The following is a 16389-nucleotide window of genomic DNA, read 5'->3' as shown; positions in this document are numbered from 1 at the left end:
GGTGAAATTACTGACGCTTAATACCCACAGTCTGATCGAACCGGATCAGGAGAGAAAAACAGAAGAATTTGCCAGGCTGATTGCCGGAGAAAAACCGGAAATTTTTGCTCTCCAGGAGGTAAATCAGCTGGCAGGAGAGGAGATTCTGCCGGATCAGAGCTTAAAGGGCTTTGTGCGGTGCCCTGATTTTTCGGGGGCTGTGCGCCGGGGAAACTATGCGGCTGTTCTGGCAGACATTCTGAATCAGATGGGGGTATCCTATACCTGGACCTGGATCGGCGTAAAGCTGGGCTACGACCGGTATGATGAGGGACTGGCGCTTTTTAGCCTCAGCCCTGTTGTGGAGACGGATACCTTCTTTATCAGCCGGACACAGGACTATCATAACTGGAAGACCAGAAAGATTCTGGGAATCCGTACGGCAGCCTATAAAAACAGCTGGTTTTATACCGTACATATGGGCTGGTGGGATGATAAGGAAGAGCCCTTTCAGGCTCAGATGAACCGGCTGGGTGAAAGATTAAAAAAAGAAGGAAAGACAGATAAACAGGTATGGCTCTTAGGCGATTTTAACAGTCCTGCAGACCGTATGGATCAGGGCTATGGCTATGTCTGTGAAAATGGATGGCTGGACAGCTACTGTCTGGCAAAGGAAAAGGATAACGGCATCACGGTAGGAGGACGCATTGACGGCTGGAAGGACAGGCTGGAAAAAGTAGATAGTACGCAGAGCCTTCAGGGGATGCGGCTGGATTATCTTTTTTCCAGCCGGGCTGTGCCTGTGGCTTCCAGCCGGGTGATCTGCAATGGAATTAATGGCCCTGTGGTATCGGACCATTGGGGCGTTATGATAGAAATGGAGGAAGATGAAGGATGAAACGATCCGCAGGTATATTGCTGCCGGTAGCCAGTCTGCCGTCTAAGTATGGAATAGGTTGTTTTTCTAAGAGTGCATATGAATTTGTAGACTGGTTAAGGGAGGCCGGACAGAGCTTCTGGCAGATTCTTCCTTTGGGGCCTACCGGCTATGGGGATTCCCCCTATCAGTCCTTCTCCACCTTTGCGGGGAATCCGTACTTTATCAGCCTGGAGGAGCTGGTTGAGGAAGGCGTTCTGACAGAAGAAGAGTGCGAAAAAGCGGACTTTGGAGCCGATCCGTCCAGTGTGGATTACGAAAAAATATACAAAAGCCGCTACGGGCTGCTGCGAAAAGCCTATGAACGCAGCAATGTCAGTGAAAATGAAAGCTACAGGCGTTTTGTGGAGGAGAATAGCTGGTGGCTTTCTGATTACAGTCTTTTTATGGCTGTAAAGGATCGTTTTGGAGGAATTCCATGGACCGGGTGGTCAGAGGATATCCGCCTGCGCTGGAGCAATGCCATGGACTATTACCGCAGAGAACTGTATTTTGAGATTGAATTTCAGCAGTATATGCAGTATAAATTTTATGAACAGTGGATGAAGCTGAAGGCTTATGCAAATGAAAAAGGAATCCGCCTGATCGGAGACATCCCCATCTATGTTGCCATGGACAGCGCTGATACCTGGTCCCATCCGGAGCTTTTCCAGCTGGATCAGGACAACCGTCCCACTGCAGTAGCAGGGTGTCCGCCGGACGGCTTTTCTGCCACCGGACAGCTCTGGGGCAATCCCCTGTACCGCTGGGAGTATCATAAAAATACAGGTTATGACTGGTGGATTTCCCGTCTGAGCTATGTGTTCCGGCTTTATGACGCAGTGCGGATCGATCATTTCAGAGGGTTTGACGAATACTTTTCCATTCCTGCCGATGCTAAAACGGCTGTGTCCGGACATTGGGAAAAGGGACCCGGAATGGAGCTGTTTCAAAGGATGAAGGAGTGCCTTGGAGAAAAGGAGGTCATAGCAGAAGATCTGGGATATGTGACGGATTCTGTCCGCCAGCTGGTAAACGAAAGCGGTTTTCCAGGCATGAAGGTGCTAGAATTTGCCTTTGATTCCAGGGATTCCGGCTGCGCCAATGATTATCTGCCCCATAATTATACGGAAAATTCGGTGGCATATACAGGAACCCATGACAATGAAACTCTGGCCGGATGGTGGAAAAGCATTACCCAGGAGGAACGGCAGCTTGCCAGAGATTACCTCTGCGACCAGACAACTCCTCAGAAATATCTGGGCCAATCCTTTATCAGTCTGATTATGCGCAGCAGGGCGAAGCTGTGCATCATCCCGATCCAGGATTATATGGGCCTTGGAAATGAATGCCGGATCAACTGTCCTTCCACTGTCGGGATTAACTGGAAATGGCGTCTGACCCGGGCAGATTTGACAGAGGAGCTGGCCGGACAGATCCGGGAAATGGTGCTGCGGTATGGGAGGATGAACTGGGGATAGGAATGGATTGACATTTTTGGGGAAATTTGTTACATTTTTTACAGGAAATATAACAGCTGATGCTTTATCACCGGGTAAAGCGAATTTTAAGGCATATAAAAATCGACCGCAGGTACGGCGCCGAATGGCGTTATAAGGTTGGTTTTTATATGCCTTTATTTTTTAAGGAGGAGAGAAATGAAAACACAGATCTACAGCACACTGCCCCAGGAGGCAAGAAGGATTCGGGAGGAGGTCTTTGTAAGGGAGCAGGGCTTTGAGAATGAATTTGATGAAACAGATCAGAGAGCATTCCATCTGGTTTTGTATGATGGCGAAATACCTGTGGCTGTGTGCCGCTTTTTTCCCCGCGGGCTTTGCGGGGATTATGTGGTCGGCCGGATTGCGGTTATAAAAGAATACCGGGGCCGGAAGCTGGGAGCATGCTTGTTAAGGGAGGCTGAAAAGGAAATACAGGCCGCAGGCGGGAAACGGATCCTTCTCCATGCGCAGTGCAGGGCAGCGGGCTTTTATGAAAAGCAGGGGTATGCCAGCCGGGGAGAAATTGATTTTGATGAAGACTGTCCTCATATATGGATGGGGAAGGAGATTGGGGGAGAAAGGGCATAGCGCTCTTTACCCCCGATACTCCCTGCAGCTTTCCCTTCCTGCAATATAAAACGGAAAGTTGATTTTCATCGGCAGGGTATGGCCGCCTTCGATTCGGTCGATGAGTGTTTTTGCGGCCATTTTTCCCATCTCTTCGATGGGGATGTGGACCGTGGTGAGCATGGGGGTCAGATACTGGGCCGTATCAATATCATCGATACTGATAATGGAGATATCCTCCGGTATCTGAAGTCCGTGCTCCTTTACGGCACGCATGGCTCCAATCGCGGTCATATCGTTAGAACAGAACCAGGCTGTGGCATCGCAGTCTCTGTCGAACAGGATATTGGCTCCCTGGTATCCTCCTTCGGAGGAGAGCTTTACATTGCTGATATATCCCTTTAAAATAGGGATTCCTGCATGTTCGAGAGCCCGGCAGTATCCGTTATAGCGCTCTTCTTTATCTGTTTCGCCGATATAGGCGATTTTTTTATGTCCAAGTTCAATGAGACGGCTGACTGCAGCATAAGCGGCCTGACCGCCGTCGCAGATGATCTGGTCATATTTGGCGTCCAGGCTGTTGAGTCCGGCATACACAACATACTTAAAATACTGTTTTAAAAATTTTAACAGCTCTTTATCGCACCGTCCCAGGACCGCTACGCCGTCTGCCTGATTGTCTTCAATGAGGCGGAAGGTGCTGGGATGATGGATATCAAAGGTGGAAAAGGTATATTTTAATATATAGCCGTGGCGGAACGCCTCTTTTTCGATGCTCCTTGCAAGAGGAGTAAAGAAGCTGTCAGCGGCTCCATCCTCTACTCTGGCAAACAGGCAGGCAAGCGAGCGGGATAAGGGTTCTTTCTCAGTGGAAGAGCCTTTTTTTAGTTCCCTGGCTGTATGATTTGGGGTATAGCCGGTGCGCCGGACGATTTCCCAGATTTTGTCCTGAACCTCTTTCCTGGCCGGAGATTTGCTGCTTTTATTGATTACCCGCGATACGGTGGAAATGGATACGCCTGTCTCGGCAGCGATTTCCTTCAGTGTCATGCGATTTCCTCCTTACCCACTGATGCTATGATGTAAGTATACATGATAAAAACACAAAAAAACAGAGCCAAACGCAAAAATGAAAGAAAAAATGAGGGAAAACAAGGCAAACGTTTGGGTAAATAGGCAGTGACTATTTTGTACAACATGATATACTGAAACCATAAGAAACAGAAATGATTTAGCAAAGACGACAAAAATAAGAGCCAAAAATAAAAAAACAGGAGGAAAAATTATGGCTTCTGATGAAAACAGGAAGAAAGATCATGCGCAGCGGGATATCATCAGCCGTATCCCCAACTGGGGCTGGCTGCTTATTTCCTTTCTTGCAGCGATGCTTCTGTGGAAATGGCTGTCTGTGAATCCGACTACGGCCCGCAGCTTTCCCTTTGCGCCGGAGGTGCTGGCGTCCCTGGGTACCATGATCGAGCGAGGCGTACTGTGGCAGGATTTCAGCAGCAGTATGATTTCCGTGGTGATGGGCTTTGTCCTTGGCTTTGTTACATCGGTTCCGGTAGCCTTTCTCATGGCCTGGTACCGGCCGGTGCGCTACATTGTAGAGCCGTGGATCCAGTTCATCCGTAACATCCCGCCTCTGGCCTATGTTCCGCTGGTGGTTATTTCTGCCGGAGTAGGAAGACGGCCTCAGGTCATCGTGATCTGGCTGGCAACCTTCCTTATTATGACCGTGACGATTTATCAGGGTGTGCGCAACGTAGACGAGACCTTGATCAAAGCTGCAAAGGTGCTGGGCGCAAAGGACAGCGATCTGTTTGTAAAGGTTATTTTCCCGGCCACGACTCCATTTATCATTACCGCAGTCCGCCTGGGCGTATCCGTAGCTCTTACAACCCTGATCGCCGCTGAGTCTACAGGCGCGATCGCAGGTATGGGAATGAGGATCCGTTCTTTAAATAACACCTTTGAAGTGGAGCCTATGCTGCTTTATATTATCATGATCGGCATTATCGGGATCACCAGTGAAAAGATCATTAAATATCTGGAAAGGAGGTTCACCGGATGGCAGGAGACGAGAAACGTGTAAAGGTCAAGATTGACCATGTGGAAAAGATCTACGATGGTCGCAAGGGCCGTATGGTTGCTTTAAACGGCGTGGATCTTGATATTATGGAAAATGAATTTATCTGTGTGGTAGGCCCGTCCGGCTGCGGAAAGTCCACGCTGTTAAATATCATTGCAGGCCTCTTGGAGCCTACCTCCGGAGCAGTATATGTAGATGGAAAGAAGGTAGAGGGAACCGGGACCGAGCGGGGCGTGGTATTTCAGCAGTATGCATTATTTCCATGGCTGACCGTTCTTAAAAATGTCATGTTCGGCCTTAAATTAAAGGGGATGAAGGATGACGAGGCAAGAGAGGTTGCCATGAAGTACATAAAGATGGTACAGCTGGAGGATTTTGTGGATGCTTATCCAAAGGAGCTTTCCGGCGGCATGAAGCAGAGGGTAGCTATTGCTAGAGCCTATGCGGTACAGCCGGAGGTGCTTTTGATGGATGAACCCTTCGGAGCCTTAGACGCCCAAACAAGGACGCAGCTTCAGTCAGAGCTGATCAAAACGTGGCAGGAGGAGAAAAAGACCTGTTTCTTTATTACACATGATGTAGAGGAGGCTGTTATCCTTGCAACCAAGGTTATTATTATGAGTGCAAGGCCGGGCCGTATCAAAAAGATCGTAGATATCAACCTTCCGTATCCGAGAACACAGGAAATGAAGATGGAGCTTCCGTTCCTGGATCTTAAGACGTATATCTGGGGTGAAGTATATAAGGAGTATCTGGAAGTAAGAAAGTAATAGGAGCAAAAGGGTAAGTGTTTCAAAACTATATCATTTATCCTGAATTATTCACGACTTTGCCACGAATGTGGCTGAAAGCCACATAGTTACTGTATTTTAACTGAATATTGCTTTTCACCTATCAAGTGAATGAAAAAAGAGCATCCATTTGTGGTAAAATTAAGGTGTCTAATCAAAATAAATACCAACAAAGGAGCCCTTTATGAGTATTGTAAACACCTTATCACTAGAAAGCAATAGACAAATTAAAATAAATTTTGATGGAGGAGATTTATCCTCCGATGCAGGATTGCTTCTCATCAAAGAATTCGTAAGAAAACTTGGTATTGATAATCTTTTAGGCAAAGTTTTCAAGACCAACGATTCTGCATTATTCAGATATCATACAGATCAGAAAAACCTGCTCCAGATGATATATATGATCATTGCAGGCTACTTTGAAGATGATACTTCCGATGAACTTACAAATGATCCTGTATTCAAGTCTGTACTTGAAAAAGACACCCTTGCATCACAGCCTACGGTATCAAGATTCTTTAACCGTATGGATGAAGATACCTTAAACCAGTTACTTATGATTGGCAGAATACTCCGAAAGAGAGTTTATCGTATTCAGATGCCACAGGCTGTTATTCTGGATCTGGATTCCACTCTTCTTGATGCATACGGCAAACAGGAAGGCAGAGCCTTTAACTTTCATTATCAAAGCAATGGATACCATCCACTTGTCTGTTATGATGGAATGACCGGAGATCTGGTAAAAATCCAGCTTCGTGATGGAACCGAGTATTCCTCTACCGGAGTGGTTGACTTCCTGCAGCCGATACTTGATGAATACCTGAATGATTATCCGGCGATCCGTATTCTGCTTCGTGGTGACAGCGGTTTCGCTACACCTGATCTTTATAAGCAGTGTGAGGAAAACGGCACAAGCTATGTGATCCGGCTGAAGGAGAATGGCATTCTCCGTAAAAAAGCATCCTATCTTGTGAATGAGCTTGATGAGATCACCAAAAATAATAAAGTCGATTATGCAGTAGCCTATGGCGAATTCATGTATAGAGCGAGTTCATGGCCTTATGGAAGGCGTGTGGTATGCAAGGTTGAAAAGCCGGAAAACCAAATGGTTTACATGTACACATTTGTTGTCACAAACATGGATTCCTCACCAGAGTATCTCATCAAATTTTACTGCAAGCGAGGGCTGATGGAAAACTTCATTAAAGAAAGCAAATCCGGTTTTGATTTTGCGTCCGTAAGCAGTCATACCAGAATGGTAAATGCCAATAGACTGCAGGTACATGCTCTTGCGTATAACATATTTAATTGGTTTAGAAGATTGGTGCTATCAGCAAATATGAGAAAGCAACGCATTGATACCGTCCGTTTAAAATTGCTGAAGATTGCTGCAAAAGTAGTTCATTCAGCAGGATATATCACATTCAAACTGTGCAGCAGTTGCCCCTATAAGAATGAATTCTATGAGACACTTTCAAATATCGGCAAGCTGAATGTACAGCTGGAATAGCAACTATTAACGAACATTGACAGCTTAACAACTGCTCTGAACTCTGCCACAGGGATTTTATACCCTTTTGACGGGTTAATTGAGTGATGTTATGGCTGCATGGATCAATTTTCAGATTCATGGTACTGTTATCAATTCAGATACTGTTCCGTGAATAATTCAGGTTTATTTTAAGGAGGATACAAATCTATGAAAAAACGTTTTTTAGCAGCAGCAATGGCATTGTCCGTGACAGCCTGCTCCGGCGGAAGTTCTGCTCCTGAGACAAAGGCTCCGGAGTCTGCGGAGGCATCCAAAGCAGAGGAAACGTCCAAGGCTGAAACTGAAAAGGAGACAAAGGCAGAAGAGGAAAAGACAGAGGCAGCGGCAGAGCCCATTACATTAAATATTGCATATATGCCAAACTATGGAAGCCTTTGGTCTGTGGCGGCAGCACAGGCTCAGGGATTCATGGAAGAAGAAGGAATTAAGCTGAATCTGGTATCCTTTGCAGATGGCCCTACCATCATTGCGGCGATGGAGTCCGGCAGTATTGATATCGGCTATATCGGACAGGGCGCACACAAGCTTTGTGTCAACGGCCAGGCCAAGATTTTTGCATTGTCCCATATTTCCAACGGCGACGCTGTGATCGGCGGACCAAGTGTGAAGACCATGGAAGATTTAAAGGGTAAGAAGGTGGCTTATTCCTCCGGTACATCCAGTGAGGATATTTTAAATAATACACTTACAAAGGCCGGTATGACCATGAGCGATATCCAGGCCGTTGATATGGACGCATCCGGTATTGTTACGGCAATGATTTCAGGTGGCGTAGATGCCTGTGCTACCTGGTCTCCAAACAGCTTAAAGATCATGGAAGAGATTCCGGAGGCAACCAAGCTGGCTGATAATATGACCTTTAAGGATACTACCGTTTCTCTGGCAAGCTGGATCGTAACTCCAAAGTATGCAGAGGAGAATCAGGATACCATCCTTCGCTTTACAAAAGCGCTCTTTAAAGGAATGGATTATGCGGCAGACGATCACTATGAGGAGACTGCAAAGGCAGTTGCCGATATTACAAAGACAGATGAAGCAAGCGTATTTGACCAGAGAGGCGATGCAGACTGGCTGACCGGAAAGGAAGTATCAGAAGGTGCAGCAGACGGAACCGTAGAGAATTACTACAAGATCCAGCAGGAGAATTTCATTGCCGGAGGACAGGTGGAAAAGGAAGTTCCTGTAGCAGATTATGTAATGCTTGACAATATGATCGAAGCAGGTAAGTAAAAATCATTGCAGGGAGCGTCCTGGGGGCCGGTTGGGGCGCCGGACGCTCTCTTTATGGCGGAAAAATGGCAGAAGGGCCTGCGTGACAGGGAAAGGAGCAGTTATGAAACACGACTATTACAGCTATACAAAAGAGCAGCTTTTGGAAAATCCAAAAATGAAGCTGTTTTGCTTGGAGGATAATGCTGCTGTATTTAAACAGATGGCAGAGCAGATGGCAGAAGAGATCAAAGCTCATAATGCAGAGGGAAAGCACACCGTCTTTATCTGTCCGGTAGGGCCGGTGGGACAGTATCCGTATTTTGTGGATCTGGTAAATGAGCAGAATATCAGTCTTAAAAATGTATGGTTTATCAATATGGACGAATATCTGGATGATGAGAAGCGCTGGGTGCCAGAGGATCATCCTCTGAGCTTTCGGGGATTTATGAACCGTACCGTATATGACAGGATACGCCCAGAACTTGTGATGCCCAAAGAACAGCGGGTATTTCCGGATCCTTTTGATACGGAACGGGTCCCAAAACTGATTGAAGAGCTGGGAGGCGTGGATATTGCCTTTGGAGGAATCGGCATTAACGGCCATGTGGCTTTTAATGAAGCAGATGCGTCGCTGGCCAATGAGGAATTTCTGGGTCAGAAGACCCGTGTGCTTGCAATTACCCCTGAAACACGGACGGCCAATGCCATCGGAGATTTTAACGGAGCTCTTGAGGATATGCCTCATTACTGCGTAACCATTGGTATTTATGAGATCGCTCATGCGAGAAAAATCCGTCTGGGCTGCTTTAGAAACTGGCATCGGGCAGTGGTGCGGAGGGCCGCATACGGTGAACCGTCCTCGGATTTTCCCGTAAGCCTACTCCAGAGCCACCCGGATCTTACCCTTACCTTTACGGATTATGTGGCAGCTCTGTCTGACTGAGAAGAAAGGCAGGTTGGTTTATGAGGGACAATGTACTGGTTGTTCATGGAGGAGGGCCTACGGCAGTGCTGAATGCATCGCTGTACGGCGTACTTCTTGAAGCAAGGGAAAGCGGCGCAGTGGGCGCAGTTTACGGAGCCATCGGCGGAAGCGAGGGAATTTTAAAGGAACGGTTTTTAAATCTGTCCCGGTTTCCTGAAGAAGAGCTGAAAAAGCTCCTTACCACGCCGGGAACTGCCATTGGCTCTTCCCGATATGCGCTGGAGGAGGAAGATTATAAGGCAATGGAGGCCATTTTCCGTAAGCACCATATCCGATATGTGCTTTTTAATGGGGGAAACGGCACGATGGACGCCTGCGGAAAGCTGGTGAGGGCTTTAGGTCCAGACTCAGATATCCGGGTGGCAGGAATCCCAAAGACCATTGATAATGATATCGGCATTACAGATCATACTCCGGGCTACGGCAGCGCGGCCCGGTATATAGCCAGAACAACGGCTGAGATAGGGGCGGATGTGAAATCTCTTCCCATTCATGTGTGTATTTTAGAGGCCATGGGGCGCAATGCAGGCTGGATTACAGCGGCCTCGGCTCTGGCGAGGAAAAAACACGGGGATGCGCCGCACCTGATCTATCTTCCGGAGCGTCCTTTCAGGGAAGAGGAATTTCTGGCAGATGTGAAGGAGCTGTATGACAGGCTGGGCGGTGTGGTTGTGGTCGCCAGCGAGGGCTTAAAGGATGAAAGCGGAAAACCTGTCGTGCCTCCCATTTTCCAGACAGGCCGTTCCGTCTACTACGGAGACGTGGGAGCTTATCTGGCAGAGCTGGTGATCAAAAAGCTGGGAATTAAGGCCAGAAGCGAAAAGCCGGGGCTTTGCGGCAGAGCTTCCATTTCCCTTCAGTCCCCGGTGGACCGCGAGGAGGCAGTACTTGCGGGAAGAGAGGCTTTAAAAGCTGCCATGGAGGGCTGTACGGGTATTATGATCGGTTTTGAGCGCAGAAAGCAGGAGGAATATGAGATTCGTCCCATCCGTATTCCGGTCGAACAGGTGATGCTTACAGAGCGGACGCTTCCGGCTTCCTATATCAATGACCGGGGAAATGATGTGACGGATGAATTTGTAAGCTGGTGCCGGCCTCTTACCGGGGAGGAAACGCCGGACTATATTGATTTTCAGGAGATATACAGGGAAAGAAGAGAGGACAGAGAATGAAGCATATCTTTTTAAATCTGAAGCGTTTTGATATTCCGAAGGAGTATGGCGGCGTAAACGCTATTGCTGCCGTGAAGGACTGGGGTTCCTATATTGTGGATCAGACCCAGAAGGAGCTTATGGAGTATGAAACAGAGAATGTGGAATTTGCCATGTTTTTCCCGGAGGCTCATGTGCTCACGGCGGCAGGGGCTCTTTGTGAAGGCAGTCCCGTAAAGGTGGGCTGCCAGGGAGTATTCCGCCAGGATACGGCAGTGGGAGGAAACTTTGGAGCCTTTACCACCAGCCGTACCGCTAATGCGGCCAGGGCTTTGGGATGCAGCTGTGTGCTGATCGGCCACTGTGAGGAACGAAAGGATAAGGCGGGGATCCTTGCCGCGGGAGGAGGAGATCCGTCGGCTGTAAACAAAATTTTAAATCAGGAGATCCGGGAGGCGGTACGGGCCGGTCTGAAGGTGCTTTACTGTATCGGAGAGACCTCAGAGGAGCAGCCCAGATGGCAGGAGGTTTTAAGAACGCAGCTGGAGGAAGGCTTAAAGGATGTGGACAAAGGCTGCGTAACCATTGCATATGAGCCCGTATGGGCCATCGGGCCGGGAAAAACCCCGCCGGATAAGGAGTATATCCAGAAAATCGGCGCATTTGTAAAAGAGATTACCGGAGGCATGGACGTGGTTTACGGAGGCGGATTAAAGCAGGACAATGCCGCGATGCTTGCTTCTGTGCCGGATATGGACGGCGGACTGATTGCGCTGACCCGTTTTTCAGGTGAGATCGGATTTTATCCGGAGGAATATCTGGAAATCGTAAAGCTGTACCTGACAGCAGAAAAAGCTTAAAGCATTTGGGAAGGAGAGTTTTTATATGAAAGTATCATTTGAATACGGGCAGGGCATGGTAGATGCCGTTCTGCCGGATTCTACAGACATTTTTATCCCAGGGGATACGGTGCCGGATCCGCCCTGTATTCCGGAAGATAAATTAGAAGAGGAAACCTTAAAATCCATCCGCAACCCTATGGGAATGCCGCCTTTAACAGAGTTAGCCCACAAGGGTTCCAAGGTGGTCATTATTTTCCCGGATATTGTAAAGGGAGGGCTTCAGCCCACGGCTCACCGGAAGATTTCCATTAAGCTGATCCTTCAAGAACTGTACTCTGTGGGGGTAGAAAAAAAGGATATCCTGCTGATCTGCTCCAACGGCCTTCATCCCAGAAGTACGGAAAAGGAGATCCGCGATATCCTGGGGGAGGAGCTGTTCCACGAATTCTGGTATACCCACCAGATCATCAGCCATGACAGCGAGGATTATGAACACATGGTTGATCTGGGAACGACAGACCGGGGAGACCCTGTTCTTATGAATAAGTATGTGTATGACAGTGATGTGGCGATCCTTATCGGCCATACCCAGGGAAATCCTTACGGCGGCTATTCCGGAGGATATAAGCACTGTTCTACAGGAATTACCCACTGGCGCTCCATTGCATCCCATCATGTGCCTCAGGTTATGCACCGGAAGGATTTTACCCCGGTAAACGGCCACTCCCTTATGCGGACCAAGTTTGATGAGATCGGCCAGCACATGGAAAAATGCATGGGAAAGAAGTTTTTCTGCTGCGACGCGGTTTTGGATACGTATTCCAGACAGATTGAGATCAACAGCGGCTATGCAAAGGTGATGCAGCCACACTCCTGGATTACGGCCGACAAGCGGACCTATATCCCCTGGGCTGAAAAGAAGTATGATGTAATGATTTTCGGCCTTCCGCAGAAGTTCCATTACGGCGACGGCATGGGAACCAATCCTGTTATGATGATGCAGGCCATTTCTGCACAGGTAGTGCGCCATAAACGGGTCATGAGCGATCACTGCGTGATTATCTGCGCTTCCATCTGCAACGGCTATTTCCATGATGAGAGATGGCCCTATATGAGAGAGCTTTACGATATGTTCCAGAAGGATTACATGAATATTCTGCCGGATTTAAACCGCTACGGCGAATATTTTGCCACCAATGAGGAATATATCCGCAAGTACCGCTACTGCAATGCCTTCCATCCGTTCCACGGCTTTTCCATGATGAGTTCGGCCCATATTGCAGAAATGAATACGTCGGCAATTTATGTATGCGGTGCCCAGGAACCCGGCTATGCCAGAGGAATGGGTCTTAAGACCAGAGCCACCATTGAGGAGGCTCTGGAGGACGCAAAGAAAAAATTTGTAGGACCAAACCCAAATATATTGGCTCTGCCAAAGACCTTTAAGCTGGGAGCAGTCCATCTGATGATGAAGGAGGGAGATCCATGTCTTTAATTCCCCTGTGGCCTCTTTTGGAGGCTTCCATGAAATACGGCTTCGGCCAGGGAGCATTTAACGTAAATGCGGTTGCTCAGGCAAAGGCAGCCATAGAGGTTCATGAAATGTTCCGCTCTGCAGCTATCCTGCAGGGGGCGGATCTGGCAAATGGCTTTATGGGAGGAAATACGGATTTTATCCACGCTACTCTGGAGGATAAGAAGATCGGAGCCAGAAATATTGCCGGCGCAGTAAAAAAATATGCTCAGACAGCAGCCATTCCTGTGGTGCTCCATCTGGATCACGGCAGAGACTTTGACTCCTGCGTGGCAGCCATAGAGGGAGGCTATACCTCTGTCATGATCGACGGCTCCTCCCTTCCCTTTGATGAAAATGTGGAGCTGACCAGAGAGGTCGTAAAATACGCTCATACCAGAGGCGTCAGCGTAGAAGGAGAGCTGGGAGTTCTGGCCGGTGTGGAGGATCATGTGTTTGCAGCTTCCTCCACCTATACGAATCCATTGTCCGCAGTGGAATTTTTCCAGAAAACAGGGGTAGATGCACTGGCGATTTCCTATGGAACCATGCATGGAGCCTCAAAGGGGAAAAATGTAAAGCTCCGTAAGGAAATCCCGGTGGCAATCCGTGAGTGTATGAACCATCTGGGGATTTTTGGGGCTCTTGTTTCCCATGGCTCCTCTACCGTTCCCGGATACATTGTAGATGAAATCAACGCTCTGGGAGGGGAGCTTGCAGATACCCACGGTATTTCCATTGAGCAGTTAAAGGCAGCGATCCGCTGCGGCATTAATAAGATCAATGTGGATACGGATATCCGTTTGGCTGTGACGCGCAATATGAAGGAGCTGTTTGCAGCCCAGCCAAAGCTTCGCACCAGTCCCTCGGTAGGAGGAATTTATGAACTTCTGGAGAAAAAGAAGGATCAGTTTGATCCAAGGGTATTCCTTCCTCCTATTATGGACACAGTGATGTACGGTGTTGTAGAGGATGAGGATCGAGCAGCCATTGTGGACTGTATCGAACGGGGTGTGAAAGAGGTTGTGGGGACTCTGATCGTAGAGTTTGGCTCCTTTGGAAAAGCGCCTCTTGTGGAGCAGGTATCTCTGGAAGAAATGGCAGAGCGCTATCGGAAAGCGGGAATTTAAAGGTACAGGTTAAAAGAGCTGATGCTGCGGCAGAGAGAAGCGTTTCTCTCTGCCGTATTTTATACAGCTGAGAGAACAGAAGCGGTTTTTGCGACAATTTTTGCGACACTTCCTTTAAACTGATTGACGTTTTTCGGCTAAAAAGGTATAATTAGATAAGATTTGGAAAATTTAGACACAATAGGCCGGACAGGAGAGAACTTATGATCGCATTAAAGGCCGAGGACGTAAAGTCCTTTACATCCCGACTGTTTATAAAGGAGGATTTTGATTCCTTCTGGGTGCGGGAGGTGAATATCGTTACATACAATAGTTTTACCATGGATGGACATATCAGATCCGGGTATTATACAGAAGAGGAGCGGGAGGAGCAAAGGATCGGGGAGTTTTCTTCCTGGAGACAGCTGCGCCCGTTTTGTTTTTCTCTTATCAAAGGAAAAAAGCTGCCTGAAAGCTTTAAGATCGTACTGCAGCTTCCGGCCGGACAGACAGAGCGTTTTGCTTCGAAAAGCGGCACCGGAATAAGCGGGGATCAGATCCAGGGACTGTATCTGAATATCCGGTATGAAGAAGGGGAATTATACTGTATTACGGGAACCGCACTTAAATTTTTTACTCTGGACAAGGCCCTGGAGGTTCAGTGGGATGAGTCTGTGAGGGAGTTTTTCCGTTCCCGTCAGATTCCGTGCACACAGGAAGGGGTAAATTAGCAGAGCGAAAAATCGAAAGCATATGAGGGACAAGCTCTTAAAACAGGGAAGGGAGCAATATGGATAAGACAAAGCTGATGAAGAAACTGGATGAACTGACTGCTTTGGCAGCGGCTCATGACAAACGTCTTGAGATGACCCAGGTGTTAGACTGCTTTGCAGATGAAGCAGTAACGCCGGAGGAAATGGAAGATGTATATGCCAGACTGGAAAAGCGGGGCGTACAGATTCTGGCAGAAGAGGGAACGGATACGTCTGAGGATGAAGGACTTCTTCTGGAAGAAGATGGGGATGATTCTGAGGATACCGTATCAGAACTGATAAACAGCAAATACCGCTGGAACAGGGAGGATTCCGAGACAGATGATGAGGATTTTTCTCCATCTGCGGACAATGATGAGGAAGATGAGGAAAATTCCCACGAACAGCTGTTAGAGGGCGTAGCCAGTACGGATCCGATCCGGGAATATTTAAAGGAAATCGGCTCCATTCCTCTTCTTACCCAGGAGCAGGAGCAGGAATTGGCAAAACGCAAGGCCTTAGGAGACCTGCATGCAGGCCAGAAGCTGGTAGAGGCCAATCTCAGGCTGGTAGTCAGCATTGCAAAGCGCTATACAGGCCGCGGGATGAGCTTTCTGGATCTGGTCCAGGAGGGAAATATCGGCCTGATGAAAGCGGTGGAAAAGTTTGATTATACAAAGGGCTACCGTCTCAGCACCTACGCTACCTGGTGGGTAAAACAGTCTGTAACAAGAGCGCTGGCGGATCAGTCCAGAACTATCCGTCTTCCTGTTCACATGGTAGAAGCTGTAAACCGGGTGCGCAGGGCTCAGAGGATGCTGGCAGTGCGGCTGGGCCGGGAACCTTCCAATGAGGAGATCGGGAAAGAGATAGGAATGTCGGAAAAGAGGGTCACAGAGCTGATGCAGTCTTCCGGCGACACAGTATCTTTAGAGACGCCGGTGGGTGATGAGGACGGTTCCAATCTGGGAGATTTTGTGGCAGACGATGCTAACGCATCCACAGAGGAAAAGGCTGAGAGCGTATTTTTAAGAGAAGAAATCGATCAGATGCTCCAGGGTCTAAACCCCAGAGAGCGGGAGGTCATTATCCTGCGCTTTGGCCTGGAATCGGGCCATCCCATGACACTGGAGGAAGTGGGAAAGCGGTTTAAGGTTACCAGAGAACGTATCCGCCAGATTGAAACGGCGGCTTTAAGAAAACTGAGAAATCCGTCCAGGAGCAGGAAAATAAGGGATTTTCTTCCCTAGAAGCTAAAGGATTTTGCTAGCACTCATTTCGAATGAGTGCTAATTTTTTGTTGACATTTCTCCAAAGTGGTACTACAATGTAATTTGTGAGCAGATAAAATAAAGGGATATTTCCAGAACCACTTTGGAAGTCCCATACCATATGAGTTTCAGAAAAGAAAAATCAAAAGAAAGAG

15 protein-coding genes are annotated in these 16389 nt (G+C 48.0%); 14 read left to right on the top strand and 1 reads right to left on the bottom strand.

Annotated features, from left to right (window positions below; translation table 11 throughout):
• The first annotated feature begins 1 nt into the window (after position 1).
• The 3 genes from BN3656_RS13875 to BN3656_RS13865 all read left to right on the top strand — a co-directional run bounded on the left by BN3656_RS13875 (position 2) and on the right by BN3656_RS13865 (position 2985).
• Positions 2-877, top strand: a complete 876-nt coding sequence (locus BN3656_RS13875; RefSeq protein ID WP_066549322.1) for an endonuclease/exonuclease/phosphatase family protein — start codon at positions 2-4, stop codon at positions 875-877.
• A complete protein-coding gene (gene malQ / locus BN3656_RS13870; RefSeq protein ID WP_066549321.1) occupies positions 874-2376 on the top strand; it encodes a 4-alpha-glucanotransferase in 1503 nt (500 codons plus the stop codon). Before BN3656_RS13875 ends, malQ begins: the two co-directional genes overlap by 4 nt.
• 177 nt (positions 2377-2553) lie before the next feature.
• The gene (locus tag BN3656_RS13865) at positions 2554-2985 is read left to right on the top strand and encodes a GNAT family N-acetyltransferase (RefSeq protein ID WP_066549320.1); all 432 of its coding nucleotides are present in this window, start codon (positions 2554-2556) and stop codon (positions 2983-2985) included.
• 6 nt (positions 2986-2991) lie between these two features.
• Here the strand turns inward: BN3656_RS13865 and BN3656_RS13860 are convergent, their stop codons facing one another.
• The gene (locus BN3656_RS13860; protein WP_066549318.1) at positions 2992-4014 is read right to left on the bottom strand and encodes a LacI family DNA-binding transcriptional regulator; all 1023 of its coding nucleotides are present in this window, start codon (positions 4012-4014) and stop codon (positions 2992-2994) included.
• A gap of 235 nt (positions 4015-4249) precedes the next feature.
• Between BN3656_RS13860 and BN3656_RS13855 the strand changes: the two genes are divergently transcribed.
• The 11 genes from BN3656_RS13855 to BN3656_RS13805 all read left to right on the top strand — a co-directional run bounded on the left by BN3656_RS13855 (position 4250) and on the right by BN3656_RS13805 (position 16213).
• A complete protein-coding gene (locus tag BN3656_RS13855; protein WP_066549230.1) occupies positions 4250-5059 on the top strand; it encodes an ABC transporter permease in 810 nt (269 codons plus the stop codon).
• Positions 5035-5826 carry an ABC transporter ATP-binding protein gene (locus BN3656_RS13850; RefSeq protein WP_066549225.1) on the top strand — a complete coding sequence of 264 codons (792 nt, stop codon included), beginning with the start codon at positions 5035-5037 and terminating at the stop codon, positions 5824-5826. The genes BN3656_RS13855 and BN3656_RS13850 overlap by 25 nt, the downstream gene beginning before the upstream one ends.
• Positions 5827-6031: 205 nt before the next feature.
• On the top strand, positions 6032-7357 hold the full coding sequence (locus BN3656_RS13845; protein WP_066546866.1) for an IS1380 family transposase: 1326 nt from the start codon (positions 6032-6034) through the stop codon (positions 7355-7357).
• A 189-nt stretch (positions 7358-7546) separates the two neighbouring features.
• The gene (locus BN3656_RS13840) at positions 7547-8629 is read left to right on the top strand and encodes an ABC transporter substrate-binding protein (RefSeq protein WP_066549223.1); all 1083 of its coding nucleotides are present in this window, start codon (positions 7547-7549) and stop codon (positions 8627-8629) included.
• Positions 8630-8732: 103 nt separating this feature from the next.
• Positions 8733-9554: a 6-phosphogluconolactonase gene (locus BN3656_RS13835; protein WP_066549221.1), complete on the top strand. Its 822-nt coding sequence runs from the start codon at positions 8733-8735 to the stop codon at positions 9552-9554.
• A gap of 20 nt (positions 9555-9574) precedes the next feature.
• The gene (locus BN3656_RS13830; protein WP_066549219.1) at positions 9575-10768 is read left to right on the top strand and encodes a diphosphate--fructose-6-phosphate 1-phosphotransferase; all 1194 of its coding nucleotides are present in this window, start codon (positions 9575-9577) and stop codon (positions 10766-10768) included.
• A complete protein-coding gene (locus tag BN3656_RS13825) occupies positions 10765-11607 on the top strand; it encodes a triose-phosphate isomerase family protein (protein WP_066549217.1) in 843 nt (280 codons plus the stop codon). The genes BN3656_RS13830 and BN3656_RS13825 overlap by 4 nt, the downstream gene beginning before the upstream one ends.
• A gap of 25 nt (positions 11608-11632) precedes the next feature.
• Positions 11633-13084, top strand: a complete 1452-nt coding sequence (locus tag BN3656_RS13820; RefSeq protein WP_066549215.1) for a lactate racemase domain-containing protein — start codon at positions 11633-11635, stop codon at positions 13082-13084.
• A complete protein-coding gene (locus BN3656_RS13815; protein ID WP_066549211.1) occupies positions 13075-14232 on the top strand; it encodes a class II fructose-bisphosphate aldolase in 1158 nt (385 codons plus the stop codon). The genes BN3656_RS13820 and BN3656_RS13815 overlap by 10 nt, the downstream gene beginning before the upstream one ends.
• 203 nt (positions 14233-14435) lie before the next feature.
• Positions 14436-14942: a DUF5721 family protein gene (locus tag BN3656_RS13810; protein ID WP_066549209.1), complete on the top strand. Its 507-nt coding sequence runs from the start codon at positions 14436-14438 to the stop codon at positions 14940-14942.
• A gap of 59 nt (positions 14943-15001) precedes the next feature.
• The gene (locus tag BN3656_RS13805; RefSeq protein WP_066549208.1) at positions 15002-16213 is read left to right on the top strand and encodes a sigma-70 family RNA polymerase sigma factor; all 1212 of its coding nucleotides are present in this window, start codon (positions 15002-15004) and stop codon (positions 16211-16213) included.
• Positions 16214-16389 lie beyond the last annotated feature (176 nt).

The organism is Clostridium sp. AT4 (assembly GCF_001517625.2).
GTDB lineage: Bacteria > Bacillota > Clostridia > Lachnospirales > Lachnospiraceae > Enterocloster.
The sequence above is the reverse complement of the archived record's forward strand: the minus strand, read 5'-3'. Positions and strand labels throughout refer to the sequence as shown.

Bases quoted from the DNA above. Each gene is read 5' to 3' on its own strand.
- malQ (WP_066549321.1), top strand. From the start codon at position 874: ATGAAACGATCCGCAGGTATATTGCTGCCGGTAGCCAGTCTGCCGTCT.
- BN3656_RS13820 (WP_066549215.1), top strand. From the start codon at position 11,633: ATGAAAGTATCATTTGAATACGGGCAGGGCATGGTAGATGCCGTTCTG.
- BN3656_RS13830 (WP_066549219.1), top strand. From the start codon at position 9,575: ATGAGGGACAATGTACTGGTTGTTCATGGAGGAGGGCCTACGGCAGTG.
- BN3656_RS13860 (WP_066549318.1), bottom strand. From the start codon at position 4,014: ATGACACTGAAGGAAATCGCTGCCGAGACAGGCGTATCCATTTCCACC.
- BN3656_RS13825 (WP_066549217.1), top strand. From the start codon at position 10,765: ATGAAGCATATCTTTTTAAATCTGAAGCGTTTTGATATTCCGAAGGAG.
- BN3656_RS13850 (WP_066549225.1), top strand. From the start codon at position 5,035: ATGGCAGGAGACGAGAAACGTGTAAAGGTCAAGATTGACCATGTGGAA.
- BN3656_RS13810 (WP_066549209.1), top strand. From the start codon at position 14,436: ATGATCGCATTAAAGGCCGAGGACGTAAAGTCCTTTACATCCCGACTG.
- BN3656_RS13805 (WP_066549208.1), top strand. From the start codon at position 15,002: ATGGATAAGACAAAGCTGATGAAGAAACTGGATGAACTGACTGCTTTG.
- BN3656_RS13845 (WP_066546866.1), top strand. From the start codon at position 6,032: ATGAGTATTGTAAACACCTTATCACTAGAAAGCAATAGACAAATTAAA.
- BN3656_RS13855 (WP_066549230.1), top strand. From the start codon at position 4,250: ATGGCTTCTGATGAAAACAGGAAGAAAGATCATGCGCAGCGGGATATC.
- BN3656_RS13840 (WP_066549223.1), top strand. From the start codon at position 7,547: ATGAAAAAACGTTTTTTAGCAGCAGCAATGGCATTGTCCGTGACAGCC.
- BN3656_RS13865 (WP_066549320.1), top strand. From the start codon at position 2,554: ATGAAAACACAGATCTACAGCACACTGCCCCAGGAGGCAAGAAGGATT.
- BN3656_RS13835 (WP_066549221.1), top strand. From the start codon at position 8,733: ATGAAACACGACTATTACAGCTATACAAAAGAGCAGCTTTTGGAAAAT.
- BN3656_RS13815 (WP_066549211.1), top strand. From the start codon at position 13,075: ATGTCTTTAATTCCCCTGTGGCCTCTTTTGGAGGCTTCCATGAAATAC.